19 protein-coding genes are annotated in these 20,828 nt (G+C 71.6%); 16 read left to right on the top strand and 3 right to left on the bottom strand.

Going from position 1 to position 20,828, the window contains the following annotated elements; all coding sequences use genetic code 11:
• The 11 genes from cutA to erpA all read left to right on the top strand — a co-directional run.
• Positions 1-1,488 (top strand): aerobic carbon-monoxide dehydrogenase large subunit (gene cutA, locus AC1DQF_RS09730; RefSeq protein WP_477525026.1); only part of this gene is annotated, 1,488 nt, incomplete at its 5' end.
• Positions 1,485-2,117 carry an SRPBCC family protein gene (locus AC1DQF_RS09735; protein WP_477525027.1) on the top strand — a complete coding sequence of 211 codons (633 nt, stop codon included), beginning with the start codon at positions 1,485-1,487 and terminating at the stop codon, positions 2,115-2,117. The genes cutA and AC1DQF_RS09735, both read left to right, overlap by 4 nt.
• A complete protein-coding gene (locus AC1DQF_RS09740; protein WP_477525028.1) occupies positions 2,114-3,508 on the top strand; it encodes an amidase in 1,395 nt (464 codons plus the stop codon). The genes AC1DQF_RS09735 and AC1DQF_RS09740 overlap by 4 nt, the downstream gene beginning before the upstream one ends.
• Positions 3,509-3,711: 203 nt before the next feature.
• Positions 3,712-5,037, top strand: a complete 1,326-nt coding sequence (locus AC1DQF_RS09745; RefSeq protein ID WP_477525029.1) for an FAD-binding oxidoreductase — start codon at positions 3,712-3,714, stop codon at positions 5,035-5,037.
• Between the two features lie 119 nt (positions 5,038-5,156).
• Positions 5,157-7,271, top strand: a complete 2,115-nt coding sequence (locus AC1DQF_RS09750) for a hydantoinase/oxoprolinase family protein (protein ID WP_477525030.1) — start codon at positions 5,157-5,159, stop codon at positions 7,269-7,271.
• Positions 7,268-9,178, top strand: a complete 1,911-nt coding sequence (locus AC1DQF_RS09755; protein ID WP_477525031.1) for a hydantoinase B/oxoprolinase family protein — start codon at positions 7,268-7,270, stop codon at positions 9,176-9,178. The genes AC1DQF_RS09750 and AC1DQF_RS09755 overlap by 4 nt, the downstream gene beginning before the upstream one ends.
• Entirely contained in the window at positions 9,175-9,663 is a 489-nt protein-coding gene (locus AC1DQF_RS09760) for an N-acetyltransferase family protein (protein ID WP_477525032.1), read from the top strand. Before AC1DQF_RS09755 ends, AC1DQF_RS09760 begins: the two co-directional genes overlap by 4 nt.
• On the top strand, positions 9,660-10,619 hold the full coding sequence (locus AC1DQF_RS09765) for a carbamate kinase (protein WP_477525033.1): 960 nt from the start codon (positions 9,660-9,662) through the stop codon (positions 10,617-10,619). The genes AC1DQF_RS09760 and AC1DQF_RS09765 overlap by 4 nt, the downstream gene beginning before the upstream one ends.
• A 23-nt stretch (positions 10,620-10,642) precedes the next feature.
• Positions 10,643-11,737 carry a barbiturase gene (gene bar / locus AC1DQF_RS09770; protein WP_477525034.1) on the top strand — a complete coding sequence of 365 codons (1,095 nt, stop codon included), beginning with the start codon at positions 10,643-10,645 and terminating at the stop codon, positions 11,735-11,737.
• Positions 11,738-11,779: 42 nt separating this feature from the next.
• Positions 11,780-12,862, top strand: a complete 1,083-nt coding sequence (locus tag AC1DQF_RS09775) for a glycerate kinase family protein (RefSeq protein ID WP_477525035.1) — start codon at positions 11,780-11,782, stop codon at positions 12,860-12,862.
• A 104-nt stretch (positions 12,863-12,966) separates the two neighbouring features.
• Positions 12,967-13,329, top strand: a complete 363-nt coding sequence (gene erpA / locus AC1DQF_RS09780) for an iron-sulfur cluster insertion protein ErpA (RefSeq protein ID WP_477525036.1) — start codon at positions 12,967-12,969, stop codon at positions 13,327-13,329.
• A 68-nt stretch (positions 13,330-13,397) separates the two neighbouring features.
• On the opposite strand, the gene AC1DQF_RS09785 is transcribed toward erpA, so the two are convergent.
• Positions 13,398-13,634 carry a hypothetical protein gene (locus tag AC1DQF_RS09785; RefSeq protein WP_477525037.1) on the bottom strand — a complete coding sequence of 79 codons (237 nt, stop codon included), beginning with the start codon at positions 13,632-13,634 and terminating at the stop codon, positions 13,398-13,400.
• Positions 13,635-13,696: 62 nt separating this feature from the next.
• Here AC1DQF_RS09785 and AC1DQF_RS09790 point away from each other — a divergent pair, with 62 nt between their 5' ends.
• Positions 13,697-14,683: a carbohydrate kinase family protein gene (locus AC1DQF_RS09790; protein WP_477525038.1), complete on the top strand. Its 987-nt coding sequence runs from the start codon at positions 13,697-13,699 to the stop codon at positions 14,681-14,683.
• Positions 14,684-14,687: 4 nt separating this feature from the next.
• On the opposite strand, the gene AC1DQF_RS09795 is transcribed toward AC1DQF_RS09790, so the two are convergent.
• On the bottom strand, positions 14,688-14,924 hold the full coding sequence (locus AC1DQF_RS09795; RefSeq protein WP_477525039.1) for a sulfurtransferase TusA family protein: 237 nt from the start codon (positions 14,922-14,924) through the stop codon (positions 14,688-14,690).
• Positions 14,921-16,075, bottom strand: a complete 1,155-nt coding sequence (locus tag AC1DQF_RS09800) for a cysteine desulfurase family protein (RefSeq protein WP_477525040.1) — start codon at positions 16,073-16,075, stop codon at positions 14,921-14,923. Before AC1DQF_RS09800 ends, AC1DQF_RS09795 begins: the two co-directional genes overlap by 4 nt.
• Before the next feature lie 180 nt (positions 16,076-16,255).
• Between AC1DQF_RS09800 and ctaC the strand changes: the two genes are divergently transcribed.
• The 4 genes from ctaC (at position 16,256) to AC1DQF_RS09820 (ending at position 20,556) form a co-directional block, all read left to right on the top strand.
• Entirely contained in the window at positions 16,256-17,107 is an 852-nt protein-coding gene (gene ctaC, locus AC1DQF_RS09805) for an aa3-type cytochrome oxidase subunit II (RefSeq protein ID WP_477525041.1), read from the top strand.
• Positions 17,108-17,157: 50 nt separating this feature from the next.
• The gene (ctaD, locus tag AC1DQF_RS09810; protein ID WP_477525058.1) at positions 17,158-18,870 is read left to right on the top strand and encodes an aa3-type cytochrome oxidase subunit I; all 1,713 of its coding nucleotides are present in this window, start codon (positions 17,158-17,160) and stop codon (positions 18,868-18,870) included.
• Positions 18,867-19,265 (top strand): cytochrome c oxidase subunit 4, encoded by a 399-nt coding sequence (locus tag AC1DQF_RS09815; RefSeq protein WP_477525042.1) that lies wholly within the window; start codon positions 18,867-18,869, stop codon positions 19,263-19,265. The genes ctaD and AC1DQF_RS09815 overlap by 4 nt, the downstream gene beginning before the upstream one ends.
• Before the next feature lie 73 nt (positions 19,266-19,338).
• Positions 19,339-20,556, top strand: coding sequence for a L,D-transpeptidase (locus AC1DQF_RS09820; RefSeq protein WP_477525043.1), 1,218 nt, complete (start codon positions 19,339-19,341; stop codon positions 20,554-20,556).
• Positions 20,557-20,828 lie beyond the last annotated feature (272 nt).

Here is a 20,828-nt window from a genome sequence, read left to right on the forward strand (position 1 = left end):
GAGGTGGGCTTCGACGACGACGGTCGGGTGCTGGGCCTCGACGTGATGTTCTGGCACGACCACGGCGCCTACTCGCCGTACGGGCTGATCGTGCCGATCATCACCGCGACCCAGCTGCTGGGCCCCTACAAGCCGGGCGCCTACCGGGTGCGCTTCGAGTCGCTCTTCACCAACACCGTGATGGTCACGCCCTACCGCGGCGCGGGCCGGCCCCAGGGGTGCTTCGTGATGGAGCGGACCATCGACGCGATCGCCGCCGAGCTCGGCCTCGACCGGACGGCGGTGCGGGCCACCAACTTCATCCAGCCCGACGAGTTCCCCTACGACCACGGCCTGGTCTTCCAGGACGGCCGTGAGCTCGAGTACGACTCGGGCGACTACCCGGCGTCGCTGGACAAGCTCAAGGCGCTGATCGGCTGGGACGACTTCCCGGCGCTGAAGGCTCGGGCCGCCGCCGAGGGACGCCGGATCGGCATCGGCATCGCCTGCTACGTCGAGGGCACGGGCGTCGGTCCCTACGAGGGCGCCCACGTCCACGTCGAGACCTCCGGCAAGGTCAAGGTCGCCATCGGCCTCACCACCCAGGGCCAGGGCCACGCGACCGTCTTCGCCCAGATCGTCGCCGACGAGCTCGGCGTGCCGCTCGAGGACATCGAGGTCGTCTCCGGCGACACCCGCAAGATGCCGTACGCCGTGGGGACGTTCGCCTCCCGGGCCGCGGTGATGAGCGGGTCGGCCGTCCAGCTCGCCGCGCAGGCCGTGCGGGAGAAGGCACTGCGCATCGCGGCCGAGGCGCTCGAGGCGGACGTCGACGACCTCGAGATCGTCGACGGCCTCGTGCAGGTGCGCGGCACGGACGCCGCGCTCGCCCTGGGCACCGTGGCCGTGCTCTCCAACCCGCTGCGCTACGCCTTCGACGAGGCGTCCAAGGCGGCCACCCAGTTCGCCGTCGGCGACCCGGGCCGGCCTCCCGTGGCCGAGGACGACGAGCCCGGCCTGGAGGCCCGCGACTTCTACTCCCCGCAGCGCGCGACCTTCGCCTCCGGCATGCACGCGGTGATCGTCGAGACCGATCCCGACACCGCGGAGATCAGGATCGTGCGCTACGCGGTGGTCCACGACTGCGGTCGGATCATCAACCCGATGATCGTCGAGGGGCAGATCCACGGCGGGGTCGCGCAGGGCGTCGGCGGTGCGCTCTACGAGCGGATGGCCTACGACGACTCGGGCCAGCTGCTGAACGCGTCGTTCATGGACTTCCTGATGCCCTACGTCACCGAGGTCCCCGACACCATCGAGATCGACCACCTCGAGACGCCGTCGCCGCTCAACCGCCTCGGCATCAAGGGAGCCGGTGAGGCGGGCGTCATCCCCGTCTCCGCGGCGATCGCCGCCGCCATCGAGGACGCCGAGGGCTTCGTGATCAGCGCGATGCCCATCTCCCCGTCCGAGCTCCATGCCCTGCGCCTGTCGAAGGAGACCCCATGAAGATGTCGGGCGAGAACGTCCTGCACGCCCCCGTCGAGCGGGTCTGGGACGCCCTCCTGGATCCCGCCGTGCTGGTGCGGAGCATCCCCGGGTGCTCGCGGCTCGAGGCCACCGGCGAGCACGGCTACGACATGACCGTCACCGCCGGCGTCGCCGCGATCAAGGGCACGTACGCCGGCACCTGCCGGCTCCACGACCTGCAGGAGCACCAGTCCCTGCGGATGGACCTGCAGGGGGCAGGCGCCCCGGGCACGATCGGTGCCGATGTCGCCGTGTCGTTCGCCGACGCCGGCGACGGCACGACCCGGGTGACCTACGACGCCGACGCCGTCGTGGGCGGCATGGTCGGGGGAGTGGGACAGCGGATGCTGACCTCGGTGTCGCGCCGGATGGCGGGCGAGTTCTTCGACAACGTCGACGCGGTCCTCACCGGGGTCGCGCCCGCGACCGCCCCGCCTGCGGTCGCGCCCGGCCCCACGGGCGAGGTCGGGACCGTCGCCGGCCAGGTCTTCACCGCCCCCGCGGCGCCCGTCTCGCCGCAGACCGACTTCCTGCGGGGCGTCGCCGTGGGAGCCGGCCTCGTGCTCGCCGGCGTCCTGGCCGGGGCCGTCGCCGCCCGACGCCGATGAGCGACGTCACGCTCGACTCGACGGCGCGCGAGATGGTGGCCGCGGTCGCCGCGCGCGAGATCTCGGCCCGCGAGCTGCTCGACCTGCACCTGGCGCGCATCGCGGAGAGGAACCCCGGGCTCAACGCGATCGTCTCCCTCGACGAGGACCGTGCCCGCGCAGGGGCCGCCGAGGCGGACGAGACGCTCGCGTCGGGCGCCGGCACCGGTCCGCTGCACGGGCTCCCGTTCGCCTTCAAGGACACGCACGCGGTCGCCGGCTGGCGCACGACATACGGCTCGACGCTCTTCGCCGACCACGTCCCCGAGCACGACGAGCTCGTGGTCGAGCGGGTCCGCCGTGCCGGCGTCGTGACGATCGGCCGGACCAACGTGCCGGAGTTCGCCGCTGGATCGCACACCTTCAACCGTGTCTTCGGCACGACGCTCAACCCGGTCGACCCCCGGTTCTCGGCCGGCGGCTCCAGCGGCGGAGCGGCCTGTGCGCTGGCATCGGGGATGGTGCCCCTCGCGGAGGGTTCCGACATGGGCGGATCGCTGCGCAACCCGGCATCGTTCTGCGGCGTCGTCGGGATGCGTCCCTCGCTGGGCCGGGTGCCCGAGTGGCCGCTCTACAACCAGTGGGAGTCGACCTCGGTCGCCGGCCCGATGGCCCGCAACGTCGGCGACCTCGCCCTGCTGCTCTCCGTGCTCGCCGGTCCCGACCCGCGCGCACCGCTCGCCCTCGGCGACCCCGGGTCGACCTTCGCCCCACCGGTGACCGGTCACCTGCGCGACCTCCGGGTCGCCCTGAGCGTCGACCTGGGCGGAGCCTTCGAGGTCGACGACCGCGTCGCCGCCGTGGTGGAGGAGGCTGGCGGGACGTTCGCCCGCGAGGGCTCCCGGGTGTCGGCGGCCCACCCGGACCTGGGACTGGCCGACGACACCTTCCGCACCCTGCGCGCCTGGCACTTCCAGGCCAAGCTCGGACCACTGCTCGCCGAGCACCCGGAGGCCTTCAAGCAGTCCCTCGCCGACAACATCCGCCTGGGTGAGGACCTGACCGGCGCCGACGTCGCCCGCGCCTACAGCCAGCGCACGGCGCTCGCCGAGACGATGCGCCTGTTCTTCACCGAGCACGACGTGCTGGTGCTGCCGGTCTCCCAGGTGCCGCCGTTCCCCGCGGACCAGGAGTTCCCGTCGGACATCAACGGCCGGCCGATGGAGACCTACCTGGACTGGATGCGGTCGGCTTACTTCATCAGCGTCACCGGGTGTCCCGCCATCTCCCTGCCCGCCGGCCGCACGCCGGAGGGGCTGCCGGTCGGGATCCAGGTCGTGGCCCCGCACGGTGCGGACCGTCGGCTGCTGGAGATCGCGGCGGCCTACGAGGCCGCCGGCCAGGTGGGCTGAACCGGTCCGATCTGGCCCATCCGGAGGATGGTGCGGGCGGGCGGGGAGGACTATTTTCGAAGACACCAATCTGTCGCGCCCCGTGCGCCTCGTGACGCCCTCCGACGCCCCTGTTGCCCCTGCGTGGCACCTGTTGCCTGCGAGGAGGCCCCACGATGGACAGTGCAGCGCTCGCRTCCTTGCGCGAGAACGTCAGAGGAACCGTGATCACCCCGGACGACGAGGCGTACGACGAGGCCCGCCAGGTCCGCAACGGCATGATCGACAAGCGCCCCGCCGTGATCGTGCGGCCGGCCAACGCCGGGGACGTGATGTCGGCCGTCCGGTTCGCCGGGGACAACGCCATGACGGTCGCGATCCGCGGGGGCGGCCACAGCGTCCCCGGGTACGGCACCAACGACGACGGGATGGTCGTCGACCTCTCCTCGATGCGCGAGGTCCGTGTCGACCCGCTCACCCACACGGCACGCGTGGCCGGGGGTGCGACGTGGGGCGACCTCAACTCGGCGGCGTACGCGTTCGGGCTGGCCACGACGGGCGGCATCATCTCCACGACCGGGGTGGGTGGGCTGACCCTGGGCGGTGGCATCGGCTACCTCGCCCGCGGACTCGGCCTCGCCCTGGACAACCTGCTGTCCGCGGACGTGGTCGCCGGGGACGGCTCCTTCCACGTCGCGAGCGAGAAGGACGACGCGGACCTCTTCTGGGCCATCCGCGGAGGCGGCGGCAACTTCGGTGTCGTCACGTCGTTCGAGTTCCGGCTGAGCCCGGTCAAGGACGTCTACGGCGGGCCGATGTTCTTCGAGCTCGACAAGGCCGGTGACCTGCTGCGCCTCTACCGCGACTTCATCGCCGAYGCACCCGAGCAGTTCGGCGGCTTCCCGGCGTTCCAGGTCGCCCCACCCCTGCCGTTCATCCCCGAGGACCGGCACGGCGACCGGATGGCCCTCTTCGTCGCCTGCTGGGCGGGCGACCTCGACCAGGGGGAGCGGATGCTCAAGCCCTTCCACGACCTGGCCCCGGTCGTGGCCGAGCACGTGGGACCGATGCCCTACCCGGCGCTCAACAGCGCCTTCGACGCGTTGTACCCGTCCGGGCTGCGCCACTACTGGAAGGCCAACTTCGTCAAGGAGCTGACCGACGACGCGATCGCAGCGCACGTGGAGCACGGGTCCCAGGTGCCCGAGCTGACCACCACGATGCACATCTACCCGATCAACGGCGCCTGCCACCGGGTGGCCCCGGAGTCGACCGCCTTCGCCTACCGCGACGCCAACTTCGCGACCGTCATCGCGGGCATGTGGCCCGACGAGGCCGACGACGAGGCCAACACCGCCTGGGTCCGCGGCTACTACGAGGCCACGGCCCCGCACTCGCAGGAGGGCGGCTACATCAACTTCATGGCCGAGGACGACCAGTCACGGATCCGCGACAACTACCGCGGCAACTACGACCGTCTCGCCCAGGTCAAGCGCACCTACGACCCGGGGAACCTGTTCCGGCACAACCAGAACATCGTGCCCGCCTGAGACACCCACCGGAGCCGTTCCGGCGCAGGCATCGCTGGCATGACCTGACAGCCCGTCGCCGATCCGTCGGCAACATGTGACCTCGCCGGGCGGCGTACGGGATCGTTTGAATGGTCCGCATGCCTCCAGCAACGCGGCGCATCCGGATCGGCATCGACACCGGCGGCACCTTCACCGACGTGGTCGCGCTCGACGAGGACACCGGGGAGATGGTGACGACCAAGACCCCGTCGACGCCCGGCAACCCGGCGGACGGGTTCATGGCCGGCATCGACAAGGTCCTCGACCTGCTCGACCTCCCCCAGGGGAGTGGCGACGCCGTCACGGCGGTGAGCCACGGGACCACGGTGGCGACCAACCAGCTGCTGGAGGGCAAGGTCGAGGCGCTGGGCTACATCACGACCGCCGGCTACGACGCGATGCTGGAGATCGCGCGCCAGTCGGTGCCCGACGGCTACGGCAACTCCTACTTCTGGGTCAAGCCGCCCCGCATCGTGCCGCGCGACCTCGTCCGGGGCGTCGAGGGGCGCCTCGACTTCACCGGCGCCGAGGTGCGGCCCTTCGACGAGGAGGGGGCCCGGCGGGTGGCCCGCTGGTTCCGGGCCCGCGGCATCGACACCCTCGGCGTCTGCTTCCTGCACTCCTACGCCAACCCCGACCACGAGGAGCGGATGCGCGCGATCCTGCGTGAGGAGCACCCCGACGCGGTCGTCTCGCTGTCCAGCGAGGTGCTGCGCGAGTACCGCGAGTACGAGCGGGCGATGACCACGCTCGTCGACGCCGCCGTCAAGCCCCGCCTCAGCCGCTACGTTACCAACATCAGCCACCGCCTCGAGCAGTACGGCGGCCGGAAGGTGCCCTTCTACGTCATGAAGTCCAACGGCGGCGTGCTCTCCGCCGACGAGGTGGTCAACCAGCCGATCACGACCGTGCTCTCCGGCCCCGCCGCGGGAGCGCTCGGCGCCGCGCTGATCGCCCAGGTGGCCGGCTTCGACCGGGTGCTGACCAGCGACGGTGGCGGTACGTCGACCGACGTGTCGGTCGTGATCGACGGCGAGCCCACGCTCACCACCGAGGGCTCGGTCGGCGCCTTCCCGTCCAAGATCCCGATGATCGACGTGGTGACCGTGGGCGCGGGCGGCGGCTCCATCGCCTGGCTCTCGCCCGAGGGCACCCTGAAGGTCGGGCCGCAGTCGGCCGGGGCCGACCCCGGTCCGATCTGCTACGCCAAGGGCGGCGCCGAGGTCACCATCACCGACGCGCACGTGGTGCTCGGCCGCATCCCGCCCCACCTGCTGGGCGGTGAGATCCCGCTCGACGTCGAGGCGGCACGGGCCGGCATCGACGCCCTCGCCAGCCGGCTCGGGATGACGCCCGAGGCGTGCGCGAACGGCGTGCTCGAGATCTCCGCCTGGAACCAGGCGAACGCCTTGCGGCAGGTGACGGTCAAGCGGGGGCTCGACGTCCGCGACTTCACGCTCACGACGTTCGGTGGCTCCGGCTCCCTGCTGCTGTGCCGCCTCATGGACATCCTCGGCATCCCGACGGTGCTCGTCCCGCCCAACCCGGGCAACGTGTCGGCGTTCGGGTTGCTGACCGTCGACGTCAAGAACGACTACGTGCAGACCCACGTCGCCCTCCACCGGGCACTCGACGTCGCCACGGTCCAGGCGACGTACGACGCCCTGACGACGCAGGCGCGCGATGCACTGGACAAGGAGGGCTTCGACCGCGAGGTGCACCGGTTCGTGCGGACCGCCGACGTCCGCTACTTCGGGCAGGCCTTCGAGGTGCGCGTCGGCGTGCCGGACGGTCCACTCGACGCGGACGCGGTCGACGAGGTGGCCCGGCGCTTCCACGCCGAGCACCGGGCGCTGTACGGCTACGACTTCTCCCGCGACGACTCGCAGCAGGTCGAGTGGGTCAACCTGCGGGTCTCCGGGATCGGGCCGATCACCCGGCCCGAGATCCGCAGGAGCGACGGTGGCCTCGAGACAGTCGCCAGCGCGACTTCCTCGACCAGCGGCGGGGTCAACCGGCCCGTCTGCTTCGAGACCTCCGACGGGTACGTCGAGACGCCGGTGCTGTGGCGCCCCGACCTGCCACCGGGCCACACGGTCGCAGGGCCGGTCATCATCGAGGAGTTCGGCTCGACCGTCCCGGTCCACCCGGGGTTCGCCGCCCGCATCGACGACTTCCTCAACATCATCGTGACGCGGGAGGCACTCGCATGAGCCGCAGGGCGCCCACCCAGTTCCCCTACGGGATGCTCACCGACGACGCCGGAGCCAGTGCCGACCCGGTGCTGGTCGAGATCGTCCAGGGCTCCCTGGCCAGCGTGGAGATGGAGGTCGAGACGGCCATCGGCCGCACCAGCCGCAGCCCGATGATCCGCGACGCGCACGACTTCCGCGCCGGCATCCACGACCGCCTGCTGCGCAAGCTCACCGGTCGCTCCTACTCCGCGCTCGTGCACCCGGTCGCCCGGGACTTCCCGATCGAGGAGATGCGCGAGGGCGACGTCTTCTTCCACAACGACGTCTACCGCTCGGAGGGCGGCATCGGCCACCTGCCCGACCTGTGCGTGACGGTGCCGGTCTTCGCCGAGGGGCGCGTCGTCGCGTTCGTGCAGGCCTTCGGCCACCACGACGACATCGGCGGCGCCGTGCCGGGCTCGATGCCCAGCCACGCCACCAGCGTCTTCGAGGAGGGCCTGATGGTGCCGCCCATCCGGCTCTGGGACGCGGGGGTGCCCAACCGGGCGGCGCTGGCGATCATGACCCGCAACTCCCGGATGCCCGAGTCGCTCGCCGCCGACCTGGACGCCGAGTGCTCCGCCTGCCTGATGGGCGCACGCCGCCTCGGCGAGCTCTTCGAGCGGTACGGCGTCGAGGTCGTCGAGTCGTGCTTCGACGCGATCCTCGACCGCACGACCACGACGTACCGTCGCGAGATCCTCAGCCAGGTCCCGGTCGGCACGTGGACCTGGGAGGACTACGCCGAGCACGACGGCGTCGACGAGCCGCGGCTGCACACCCAACGGATCACCCTGACGCGCACGCCGGCCGACGACCCGGACGGTGAGCGGCTGGTCCTCGACTTCGACGGCACCGGCCCGCAGGCCAAGGGCCCGATCAACCACTGCGGCGACTACAGCGACGGCGTCTTCCTCAAGAAGTGGCTCGCGCCGATCCTGCGCAACCTGGCCGAGTCGCCCGAGCGGATGGCCGAGCTCGACGTCAACGAGGGCATCGTGCCGCTCATCGAGATGCGCTTCCCCGAGCCCGGCACGCTGCTGACGCCGGTCTTCCCGGCCCCGACCAACGCCCGCACGTTCGTCATCCTCCGGCTCCTCGGCGTGCTGGCCGGCGTCGTCGCCAAGGCGGTGGACGGCAGGATGCCGGCCGACCAGGAGACCATCCGCTACACCGGTGTCTACGGCGAGGACCGCGACGGCCGGCCGTACCTCATGCGCGAGGTGCTCGGCGGTGGCTCCGGGGGGCGCTACTACGCCGACGGCGAGGACACCATCCATGTGGTCCCCGACTCCCGCAACCTGCCCAGCGAGTTCACCGAGTCGCGCTTCCCGTTCCTGGTCGAGTCGCTCGGGCTGGCCATGGACTCCGGCGGCGCGGGCGAGCGCCGTGGCGGCCTCGGCTATGAGAAGCAGATCAGGATGCTCAAGGACGCTCACTTCATGTCCATCGCCGACCGCTCGATCCTGGCCTGCTGGGGTGTGCGCGGCGGGCGGGCCGGCAGGCCGTTCTCGGTGACCATCGACCCGGGCGGTCCCCACGAGCGCGAGGTCGACGCCCTCGCCGACGACGAGCCGGTGCGGGCGGGCGAGGTCATCCGGATCCGTACGACGGGTGGTGGCGGTTGGGGCGACCCGCTGGTCCGCGACCCGGCCCTGGTGGTGCGCGACGTGGTGTGGCGCAAGGTCTCGGCCGGGGCCGCCCTGGCCGACTACGGCGTGGTGCTGACGGGCTCGCCGGACACGGACGACCTGGGCTTCGACGCCGACGCGACGGCCGCCGAGCGCGCGGGGCGACCGCGGCAGGACGAGGCGTTCTTCGACCGCGGCCCGGGCTACGCGCGACTCTCCGGCGGCGCGAGCTCCGCGGAGGTGGACCACCTGTGACGCCGACGACCACCGAGATCAGGGCCGCCACGGCGCAGGACGCCGCCAGCGTGGCGCGCATCTGGGCGACGGGCTGGCGCGACGGCCACCTCGGCCACGTCCCCGACGAGCTCGTCGCGCTCCGCACGCCCGAGTCCTTCGCCACCCGGGCCGTCGCCAGGGTCGCGGACACGACGGTCGCGGTCGTCGGCGACGAGGTCGTGGGCTTCGTGATGGTCGTGGCCGACGAGGTCGAGCAGGTGTACGTCGACGCCGCCCACCGGGGGAGCGGCGTGGCCGACGTGCTCATCGACGAGGCCGAGCGCCAGGTCTGCGCCGGTGGCCACGCCACCGCCTGGCTGGCCGTGAACGCGGGCAACGCCCGCGCCCGCGCCTTCTACGAGCGTCGCGGGTGGAGCGACGAGGGCGACCTCGACTACCCCGCCGCCACGGCCGCGGGCACCTTCGTCGTGACGTGCCGCCGCTACACGAGGGCGACGACGTGAGGGCCCTGCTCGCGCTCGGCGGCAACGCCATGACCAACGCCGACGGGCGGGCGCGTCCCGAGGACCAGATCGCCGCGGCCGAGACCGCGATGGAGTCGGTGGCCGCCCTGGTCGCCGCCGGGGTCGACGTGGTCGTGACCCACGGCAACGGACCCCAGGTGGGCAACCTCCTGGTCAAGAACGAGCTCGCCGCCGCCGTCGTGCCGCCGGTGCCGCTGGACTGGTGCGGCGCGCAGACGCAGGGGACCCTCGGCTTCGTGCTCATGGACGCGCTCGACGCGGCGCTGGCCCGCCGCGGCGTCGACCGGCGCAGTGCCGCCGTCGTCACCCGCACGCTGGTGGACGCCGACGACGCCGGCTTCACCACCCCCACCAAGCCGATCGGCCGCTACCTGCCGCCGGAGGAGGCGCGCCACCTCGTCGAGCACGGCGAGACCTGGGAGGACCGGGGCGCGAAGGGCTGGCGCAGGGTCGTGGCCTCACCCGAGCCGCTCGAGGTCGTCGACGCCCCGGCCGTGCACGCCCTGGTCGAGGCCGGCTTCGTGGTGATCGCCAACGGCGGTGGCGGCATCCCCGTCGTACGCCGCGACGACGGCGTGCTGGCCGGCGTCGAGGCCGTCATCGACAAGGACCTCGGAGCCGCGCTGCTGGCCCGGTCGATCACCGTGGACGTGCTGGTCATCGCCACCGACGTGCCCCAGGCCGTGCTGCGCTTCGGCACCCCCGAGGCGACCCCCGTCGGCCGGGTCACCGTCGCCGAGATGCGGGCGCTGGCGGGCGACGGCCACTTCGCCAGCGGCTCGATGGGACCCAAGGTCGACGCCGTCTGCCGCTTCGTCGAGGACGGCGGCTCCCGCGCCGTGATCACCAGCCTGGAGCACATCGTCGAGGCGGTGACCGGCTCCCGGACCGGTGGCGCCGGCAGCGTCGGCACCGTCGTCGTACCGAACCAGTAGCACCCCACCCGAGAGGAACACCCATGCCCAGTGCCATCGAAGTCCGCAAGGTCCCGATCCACTCCGTCGCCGACGCCAGCGAGCTGGAGAAGCTCATCGACGACGGCGTGATGGCGGCCGACCGCGTGATCGCCATCATCGGCAAGACCGAGGGCAACGGCGGGGTCAACGACTACACGCGCATCATCTCCGACCGTGCGTTCCGCGAGGTGCTGGTCGCCAGGGGCGCCGACCCCGCGGCCGTCGCGCAGATCCCGATCGTGTGGTCCGGCGGCACCGACGGCGTGATCAGCCCCCACGCCACGATCTTCGCCACCACCGACGCGGAGCCCACCGACGAGCCACGCCTGACCGTCGGCTTCGCGATGAGCGAGGTGCTGCTGCCCGAGGACATCGGCCGGGTCGCGATGGTCTCCAAGGTGGCCGACGCGGTGAAGGCCGCCATGGAGAAGGCCGGCATCACCGACGTCGCCGACGTCCACTACGTCCAGACCAAGACGCCGCTGCTGACCGTGCACACCATCCGCGACGCGAAGGCGCGCGGCAAGACCGTGTGGACCGAGCACACGCACGAGTCCATGGACCTCTCCAACGGCTGTACGGCGCTCGGCATCGCGGTCGCGCTCGGTGAGATCGAGATGCCGACCGACGAGGACGTCATGCACGACCGGTCGCTGTTCTCGGCGGTCGCGTCGTGCTCCTCGGGGGTCGAGCTCGACGTGGCCCAGGTCGTCGTGGTCGGCAACGCCACCGGCGTGGGCGGTCGCTACCGGGTCGGCCACTCGGTGATGAAGGACGCCCTCGACGCGGACGGCATCTGGGACGCGATCCGGTCGGCCGGCCTCGAGCTGCCCGAGCGCCCGCACCACACCGACCTCGACGACCGGCTCGTCAACGTCTTCCTCAAGTGCGAGGTCTCCCAGGACGGACAGGTCCGCGGCCGGCGCAACGCCATGCTCGACGACTCCGACGTCCACTGGCACCGGCAGATCAAGGCGGCCGTCGGCGGGGTGACGGCCGCGGTCACCGGTGACCCGGCCGTGTTCGTCTCGGTGTCCGCGGCCCACCAGGGCCCCGACGGCGGCGGCCCGGTCGCCGCGATCGTGGACCTGGGGTAGTCCCCGGGGCCCGCCCGCCCGGCCATGCGACAGGATGGCGGCATGCGCGTCCTGATCGCGCCGGACAAGTTCTCCGGCACCCTCACCGCGGTCGAGGCTGCCGAGGCCATCGCGACCGGGTGGGCCCGGCACGCGCCCGACGACGTGCTCGACCTCGCTCCCATGGCCGACGGCGGACCCGGGTTCGTGGACGTCCTGCACGCCGCCCTCGGGGGCGAGCTGCTCGCGGTGACCGTGGAGGCGCCGCACGGCGAGCGCGTGCCGGCGACCCTGCTCTTCGTCGACGACGTCGCCTACGTCGAGAGCGCCCAGGCCGTCGGCCTGCACCTGATCGACGGGGGCGTGGAGTTCGCCAGCAGCAACGGCGTGGGCGAGCTGCTGATCGCCGCCGTCGAGAGCGGGGCCTCGACGGTCGTCGTCGGCCTCGGTGGCTCCGGCACCAACGACGGTGGCGCGGGCGTCCTGGCGGCCCTGGGCGCGCTCTCGGACGGGATCCTCGACAGTGGCGCCATCGCCCTGGACACCGTCACCACGGTCGACCTCGGCCCGGCCCGCGAGCGGCTGGCGGGCATCACCCTGGTCGCCGCCACCGACGTCGACAACCCGCTCACCGGACTCTTCGGCACGACCAAGTCCTTCGGTCCCCAGAAGGGCATCGTCGAGGAGCAGGTCGCCCTGATCGACGGGTGGCTGGAGGCGTTCGCGACCGCCACCGATCGTCGTACGTCGTTGGAGAAGGGGGCCGGCGCCGCCGGCGGCATCGGCTACGCGCTCCTGGTCCTCGGCGCCCGCCGCGAGCCGGGCATCGCCCTGGTCGCCGAGCACGTCGGGCTCGCGGCCCGCGCCCGGCAGGCCGACCTGGTGATCACCGGGGAGGGTGCCTTCGACTTCTCGAGCCGCTCGGGCAAGGTCCCGTACGGCGTCGCGGAGATCGCCGCGGAGGCCCTGCGGCCCTGCGTCGCGCTCGCCGGCCAGGTGCTCGTGGGCAGCCGCGAGATGCGCGCCCTGGGCATCGAGTCGGCGTACTCGCTGGTCGACCTGGTGGGGGAGGAGCGCGCGTYCAACGACCCCTCCGGGGCCCTGAGCGACCTCGCCGAGCGGGTCGCCCGCACCTGGTCGAGGTAGGCACCCCCCTCCGTGCGGGGGTGGGGCGGTGGACCGGGAGGAATAACCCGGCGTGTGCGACCATTGGGACAGGTATCCACCTCGACCGACTGATGGAGCAGCACATGACCGAGCAGGTCGACACCACCACTGACCGCCGCACCGACCAGATCAACCTGAGCGATGTTGCCGCGGGCAAGGTCAAGAGCCTCCTCGAGCAGGAGGGCCGCGAGGACCTGGCCCTGCGCATCTCCGTGCAGCCCGGCGGCTGCTCGGGCCTGCGCTACCAGCTCTTCTTCGACGAGCGCACGCTCGACGGCGACGTGACCACCGACTTCGACGGCGTGACCGTCGTGGTCGACCGGATGAGCGTCCCCTACCTCAACGGCGCGATGATCGACTTCGTCGACAGCATCGAGAAGCAGGGGTTCACGATCGACAACCCCAACGCCACCGGCTCGTGCGCCTGCGGCGACTCGTTCCACTGACCCGTTCCACCACGAAGGGCCCCCGCCGTCGGCGGGGGCCCTTCGTCGTCCGTGCGTCCGGCCGGGGACTACCTGCCGTAGAGGGCCTCGGCCAGGCGGGCGGTCGCCTCGCTGACCCGGATCTCCCGCTTGGCGACCTCGCGGGGGTAGTCCTCGTAGCGCAGGCTCGGGGGTGCGGACACCGCGGCCCGGGCGGCCCTCTCGAGGCGCAGGTTGCGACGCGTCGCGCGGCAGTCGTCGGCCATCTCGCTGGTGCTCGCGAGGTCGGCGTGCGGGAGGCGGGAGGCGCTCTCGGGGGAGGTCATGGCGCCGACGCTAGTGGCTACCGTGAGGTAGCCCCACCAGTACTCAGGGGTAGTCTTCGCTGGTGCCTCTGCTGATTGCCGGATCCATCGCGACCGACCATCTGATGTCCTTCCCGGGGAAGTTCTCCGACAGCCTCGTCGTCGACCAGCTCGACAAGCTGTCGGTGTCGTTCCTGGTCGAGGAGCTGGAGGTGCGCCGCGGAGGGTGCGCCGCCAACATCTGCTTCGGCCTCGGCAACCTGGGCCTGCGCCCGGTGCTCGTCGGCGCGGTCGGTGAGGACTTCGCCGAGTACCGCGCCTGGCTGGAGCGCCACAACGTCGACTGCACCGCGGTCCACACCTCGCAGACCCGCCACACGGCCCGGTTCGTGTGCACCAGCGACTCCGCGCACGCGCAGATCGCCTCGTTCTACGCCGGCGCCATGAGCGAGGCCCGCGAGATCGAGCTCAAGCCGATCGTCGACCGCGTCGGCACCCCCGACTACGTCCTGGTCGGCCCCGACGACCCCCAGGGCATGCTGCGCCACACCGACGAGTGCCGCCAGCGCGGCTACCGCTTCGTCGCGGACCCCTCCCAACAGCTCGCCTTCGGGGACGGCGACCTCATCCGGCCGCTCATCGACGGCGCCGAGATCCTCTTCTCCAACGAGTACGAGGCCAGCCTCATCGTCCAGAAGACGGGCTGGTCGGCCGAGGAGGTCCTCGAGCGCGTCGGCACGTGGGTCGTGACGCTGGGCGCCGAGGGCGTGCGCATCGACCGCAAGGGCGAGGAGTCCGTCGTCGTCGCGGCGGTCCCCGAGATCCGCAAGGTCGAGCCGACCGGTGTGGGCGACGCGTTCCGCGCCGGCTTCCTCGCCGCCCTCGACTGGGAGCTCGAGCTCGAGCGCGCGGCCCAGCTGGGCTGCCTGCTGGCCGTCTACGTCGTGGAGCAGGTGGGCACCCAGGAGTACACGCTGTCGCGAGTCGACTTCCTGCGGCGTCTCGAGGCGGCGTACGGGGCGGACGCGGTCGCCGACGTCTCGCCGCACCTGCGCACCCTGCACCCCTGACGGGTCAGGCGAGCCGCCGCACCAGGTAGCGCGGTGCCCCGTCGTCGGCGAGGTCCTGCCCGACGTACTCCTGCTCGCGCATGCGGCACCACGCCGGTACGTCGACGCGCGCGGCGGGGTCGTGGGCCACGACCGCGACCACCTGGCCGGGCTCGACGTCGGCGATGTGGCGGGCCAGCTCGATGACCGGCATCGGGCAGCGCAGGTCGCGACAGTCCAGCTCGAGGTCGGGTGCGCTCACAGGCCCACCCGCGCACGCAGGTCGCGCACGACCCCGGGCAGGACGTCGCAGAACGCATCGACCTGCGCGCGCGTGGCCTCGCGTTGGAGCGAGAGCCGCACGTTGCCGTGCGTGAGCACTCCCATCGCCTCCAGCACGTGGCTCGGCGCGAGCGTCGAGGACGTGCAGGCCGAGCCGCTGGCGATCCCGAAGCCGCGGCGGTCGAGCTCGAGGACGAGGGCCTCGCCGTCGACGTACAGGCAGGAGAAGGTCACGAGGTGGGGGAGCCGGGTGTCGGGGTCCCCGACCACCTCCACGTCCGGCACCTCGGTGGCGACCCGCTGGCGTACGACGTCGATGAGCCCGTGCTGGCGGACGGCGACCTCGTCGCGCTCGGCCACCAGCGCCTGCAGGGCCGCGGCGGCCGCCAGGGCCGCCGGCACGTTCTCGAACCCGGAGGAGCGCTCGTCCACGCGATCGTCGCCCGGGAACGGGTTGCGCCAGCGGGTGCCCTTGCGGACCAGCAGCACGCCGACGCCGGCGGGACCGCCCCACTTGTGCGCCGAACCGGCCGCGACGTCCCACCCGCCGGGCAGGGGCAGGCGTCCCATCGAGGCGCACGCGTCGGTGAAGAGGGGCACGCCTGCCGGCAGGGTGAGGCCGCCCAGGTCCTGCAGGGTCCCGACCTCGTGGTTGGCGCTCTGGAGCGCCACGGCGGCGACGTCCGGGCCTCCGGCCAGCTCGGCGACCTCCCGGGCGTCGGCGCGGCCCCGGCGATCGACGGCCACGGACAGGCCCCGGGCGCCCCAGGCGACGGCGTGCAGGACGGCGGAGTGCTCCACCGCCGGGTGGACGACGACGTCGCCACGGCGTGAGCCACGCACGAGGCCGAGCAGGCCACGGTGGACGGCGTCGGTGCCGCTGCTGGTGAAGGTGACCTCGTCGGGGCGCACCCCGAGCGCGTCGGAGGTGGCCTCGCGGGCGTTGTCCAGCAGCAGTCGCGCGTCCCTTGCGTGCCCGTGCAGGCGGCGCGGGTCGGCGTACCCCCTCTCCAGCGCGGCGCGCAGCACGTCGCGCGCGGCCGGGTGGAGCGGTGTCGAGGACGCGGCGTCGAGGTCGACCGAGCGCCCGTCGGTGGCGCTCGCGGGGCCGGGGCCGGACGCGTTGCTCACCCGCCGAACCTAGACCATGGCGACCCGCCCGGGCCCGGGTCGGGCCCGGGCGGGGCACTGTGCGCCGCGACACCCCACCCGCCCCTCGCCCGTACCCGGAATGGCGATAGTGTTCGTCCAGTCGAGACTGACCGAAAGAGAGGCTCGTTCGTGGGTCTGCAACTCCCCAAGCGTGCAGCCGTGCCCGTTCGTCGGGTCGCGACTGGCGTGGCGGTCACCGCCGTGCTGTTGTTCCTGAGCGCGTGCGATGCCGCTGACAGCGACCAGTTCGCCCGTCTGGCGATGCCGGAACCGATCACGGAGCAGGGCCCGGCCACCTTCGACCTGTGGAAGTGGGCATGGGTCGCCGCCCTGGCGACCGGCATCATCGTGTGGGGCCTGATCGGTTGGGTGGTGGTCCGCTTCCGCCGCCGCAGCGACGACGAGATCCCGGTGCAGACGCGCTACAACCTGCCCCTCGAGATCTTCTACACGATCGCCCCCATCATGATGGTGATCGTCTTCTTCTACTGGACCGTCAAGGTGCAGGACGACCTCGTCGAGCTCGACCCCCAGCCCGACCTGGTCGTCGACGTCGTGGGCCAGCAGTGGTCCTGGACGTTCAACTACACCGGCCAGGGCGAGGGCGGCACCACGCCGTACACCGCCGGCACCGCATCGCAGATCCCCACGCTGGTCCTGCCGGTCGACGAGACCGTCCAGTTCAACCTGCAGTCGCCCGACGTCATCCACGACTTCGGGGTGCCGTCGTTCCTCATGAAGATGGACGTCATCCCGGGCCGGGTCAACAAGTTCCAGGCCACCCCCACGGTCATCGGCGAGTACCGAGGCAAGTGCTACGAGCTCTGCGGCACCTACCACTCGCGGATGCTCTTCAACCTTCGTGTGGTCAGCCAGGCTGACTACGACACCTACCTCGCTGACCTGGCCGACCAGGGCTTCGTCGCCGACCAGCCCCTCCTCGGTGGCGCCGACGCGACGACGCAGGCCGGCCTCGACGAGAACAGCGACCAGGAAGGGAGCCAGGAGTGACCGCCACCGCGACACCCGGCACCGCCACCACCCCGGCCCCGGGCAAGAGCCTGGGCCAGCAGCTGGTCCGCATCATCACCACCACCGATCACAAGCTGATCGGCAAGATGTACCTGATCACGTCGTTCGGGTGGTTCATGGTCGCCGGCCTGATGGCCATGCTGATCCGCTCCGAGCTCGCCTTCCCAGGCCAGCAGGTCGTCAACGACGAGCTGTACAACCAGCTCTTCACGATGCACGGCACGATCATGCTGCTGCTCTTCGCGACGCCGCTGTTCTTCGGCTTCGCCAACGTGATCATGCCGCTGCAGATCGGCGCTCCCGACGTCGCGTTCCCGCGGCTCAACATGTTCAGCTACTGGCTGTTCCTCTTCGGCGGACTCATCGCCGCCTCGGGCTTCCTGACCCCGTCGGGTGCCGCGAGCTTCGGCTGGTTCGCCTACACCCCGCTGTCCGACGGCGTCCGCTCGCCGGGCGTCGGCGGTGACCTGTGGATCATGGGCCTGTGGATGGCCGGCCTCGGCACGATCCTCGGCGCGGTCAACTTCATCACCACCATCATCTGCATGCGCGCCCCCGGCATGACGATGTTCCGGATGCCGATCTTCGTCTGGAACGCGCTCATCACCTCTCTGCTCGTGCTGATCGCGTTCCCGATCCTGGCCGGTGCGCTGCTCTCCCTCGAGGCTGACCGACTGCTCGGGGCCCACGTCTTCGACCCATCGCACGGTGGCCCGATCCTGTGGCAGCACCTGTTCTGGTTCTTCGGGCACCCCGAGGTCTACATCATCGCCCTGCCGTTCTTCGGCATCGTGTCGGAGATCCTGCCCGTCTTCAGCCGCAAGCCGCTGTTCGGGTACGTCGGCCTGGTCGGCGCCACGCTCGGCATCGCGATCCTCTCGGTCGCGGTGTGGGCCCACCACATGTTCGTCACCGGCGCCGTCGACCTGCCGTTCTTCTCCGGCATGACGTTCCTCATCGCGGTGCCCACCGGGGTGAAGTTCTTCAACTGGATCGGCACGATGTGGGGGGGATCTCTGTCCTTCGACACCCCCATGCTGTGGTCGATCGGCTTCCTGACGACCTTCCTCTTCGGCGGCCTGACGGGCGTCATCCTGGCCAGCCCGCCCCTGGACTTCCACGTCTCCGACTCCTACTTCGTGGTGGCGCACTTCCACTACGTCGTCTTCGGCACCGTGGTGTTCGCGATGTTCGCGGGCTTCTACTTCTGGTGGCCCAAGATGACCGGCCGGATGCTCGACGAGCGCCTCGGCAAGGCCCACTTCTGGCTGCTGTTCGTCGGCTTCCACACCACCTTCCTCGTCCAGCACTGGCTGGGTGTCGAGGGCATGCCGCGTCGCTACGCCGACTACCTGCCCGAGGACGGCTTCACCACGCTCAACCAGGTGTCCACCATCGGTGCCTTCCTGCTCGGCGCCTCGACGTTGCCGTTCCTCTACAACGTCTACGTGTCGATGAAGTCCCCGATGGTCGGCGTCGACGACCCGTGGGGCTGGGGCCGCTCGCTCGAGTGGGCCACCAGCAGCCCCCCTCCGCGCCACAACTTCCACACCCTCCCGCGGATCCGCTCGGAGTCGCCGGCCTTCGACCTGCACCACCCGGAGATCGCGATGCTCGAGCTGGACGAGAACGACGCCGCGCGCCGGGGAGACGCTGCTGATGCACCTGAGATGCACGGTCGCGAGGAGATGCTGCGCGAGCGCGTCAGCGACGACGACACCACCGAAGGAGACGCCCGGTGAAGGCTGAGTCCTGGATCTTCATCATCACCACCATCTTCCTGGTGCTGGTGACGCCGGCCTACTGGCTGCTCGCCGGTGACTGGACGGGCACGTCGGCGCTGACGATGACCACCCTGCTGACGCTGATGATCTCGCTCTACCTCGGCTTCCACGCGGCCAAGATGGACCCGCGTCCCGAGGACCGCAAGGACGGCGAGATCGCCGACGGCGCGGGCGAGCTGGGCTTCTTCCCGCCCTACTCGTGGTGGCCGCTGTGGTGCGCCATGGCGCTCGGCACCGTGGTCTTCGCCACGGCCATGGCCGCGTGGTGGCTCCTGATCATCGGGGCTGCCGGCGGCATGATCGTGCTGTGCGGCTGGATCTTCGAGTACTACCGCGGCGAGCACGCGCACTGATTCTGCGCCCCACCGGGTCCCGGTTACCCTTGGGGAGACCTGGCTCCACGTCTCTTCGGGGGATCGCTCGCCCATGCACTCACTGGCCCGCCCCACCTCTTCCTCGGCACGCCGCGTCGTCGCCGCCCTGTCCGCAGTGCTCCTCTGCGCCTCGTTGGCTGCCTGCGACGCAGCCTCGGAGGAGCCCGGCGCCGCACCCGGTGAGGGTGCGTCCGCCCCGGCTCCGGAGAAGGTCGACCCGGTGCGCTTCGCACTGGGCGTCCGCAACGCGCGCGCCGTACCCATCGGGCAGCCCGTCGAGCTGTCCGCCGAGGGCGGCGAGCTCACCGCGGTGACGGTCGCCGCGAGCGACGGCACCAAGGTCGAGGGAAGCCTGCGCGACGGGACCTGGCGCTCCACCGGCCGCCTGGAGCCCGGGACGGACTACGTGGCACGGAGCACGGCCGAGCGGACCGACGGCCGGGCCGTGACGCGTCCGGTGCGGTTCCACACCCAGGAGCTCACCCTCGACCAGCAGACCTACCCCTCCGTCGCCCCGCTCGCGGGGGAGACCGTGGGTGTCGGCATGCCGGTGATCGTCACCTTCGACGTACCGGTCACCGACAAGGCGACCTTCGAGAAGCACATGTCGGTCACCAGCACGCCTGCGCAGCCCGGCACCTGGCACTGGATCAGCGACAACGAGGCGCACTACCGGCCCCGTACCTACTGGCAGGCCGGCACCGACGTCTCGGTCGACATCGACATCAACTCGGTGCCCGCCGGCAACGGCGTGTTCGGCCAGGAGAGCCGCACCGTGGACTTCCAGGTCGGAGACGCCCACGTCTACAAGGTCAACGCGCAGACCCACCAGATGCAGGTCTTCTCCAACGGCAGCCTGCTGCGGACGATCCCGATCACGACCGGCAAGCCGGGCTTCACCACCCGCTCGGGCACGAAGGTCATCATCGAGAAGTTCGAGGAGAAGCGGATGAACTCCGAGACCGTCGGCATCAGCGCCGACGACCCGGAGGCCTACGACATCGACGACGTCCAGTGGGCGATGCGGGTCACCTACTCCGGTGAGTTCATCCACGCCGCCCCGTGGTCGGTCGGCTCCCAGGGCCACGCCAACGTCTCGCACGGCTGCACCGGCCTGTCGACCGCGGACGCCGCCTGGCTCTACGCCATGACGCGCCGCGGTGACGTCGTCGAGTACTCCGGCACCGACGAGTGGATGACGCTGACCAACGGGTACGGCGACTGGAACGCCTCCTACGCCGACTACAAGGCCGGTTCCGCCCTGTCCTGACGCTGGGCCTGATCCACGCGCCCGGCGGGGAGGTCTCCCCGGCCCGTCCGGAGCCTGCCCGTCGTACGCCGTGCCAACTGGCAGCGTACGACGCGCGCGGGACCGCAGCGGGTGTCGCCCGCCGCCAGTGTGTGCCGGCGGCAGCCGGGGAGGCTCAGTCCCGGGGCCGCCCGGCGGGGGAGCCCGCGTCCTGGTGCTCTCCGGCCGCGACTGGCGGAGTACGACGTGGGCGGGGGCGGGGTGGGTGTCGCCCGCCGCCAGTGGTGTCGGCC

This window comes from Nocardioides sp. P4_G4, assembly GCF_056401085.1.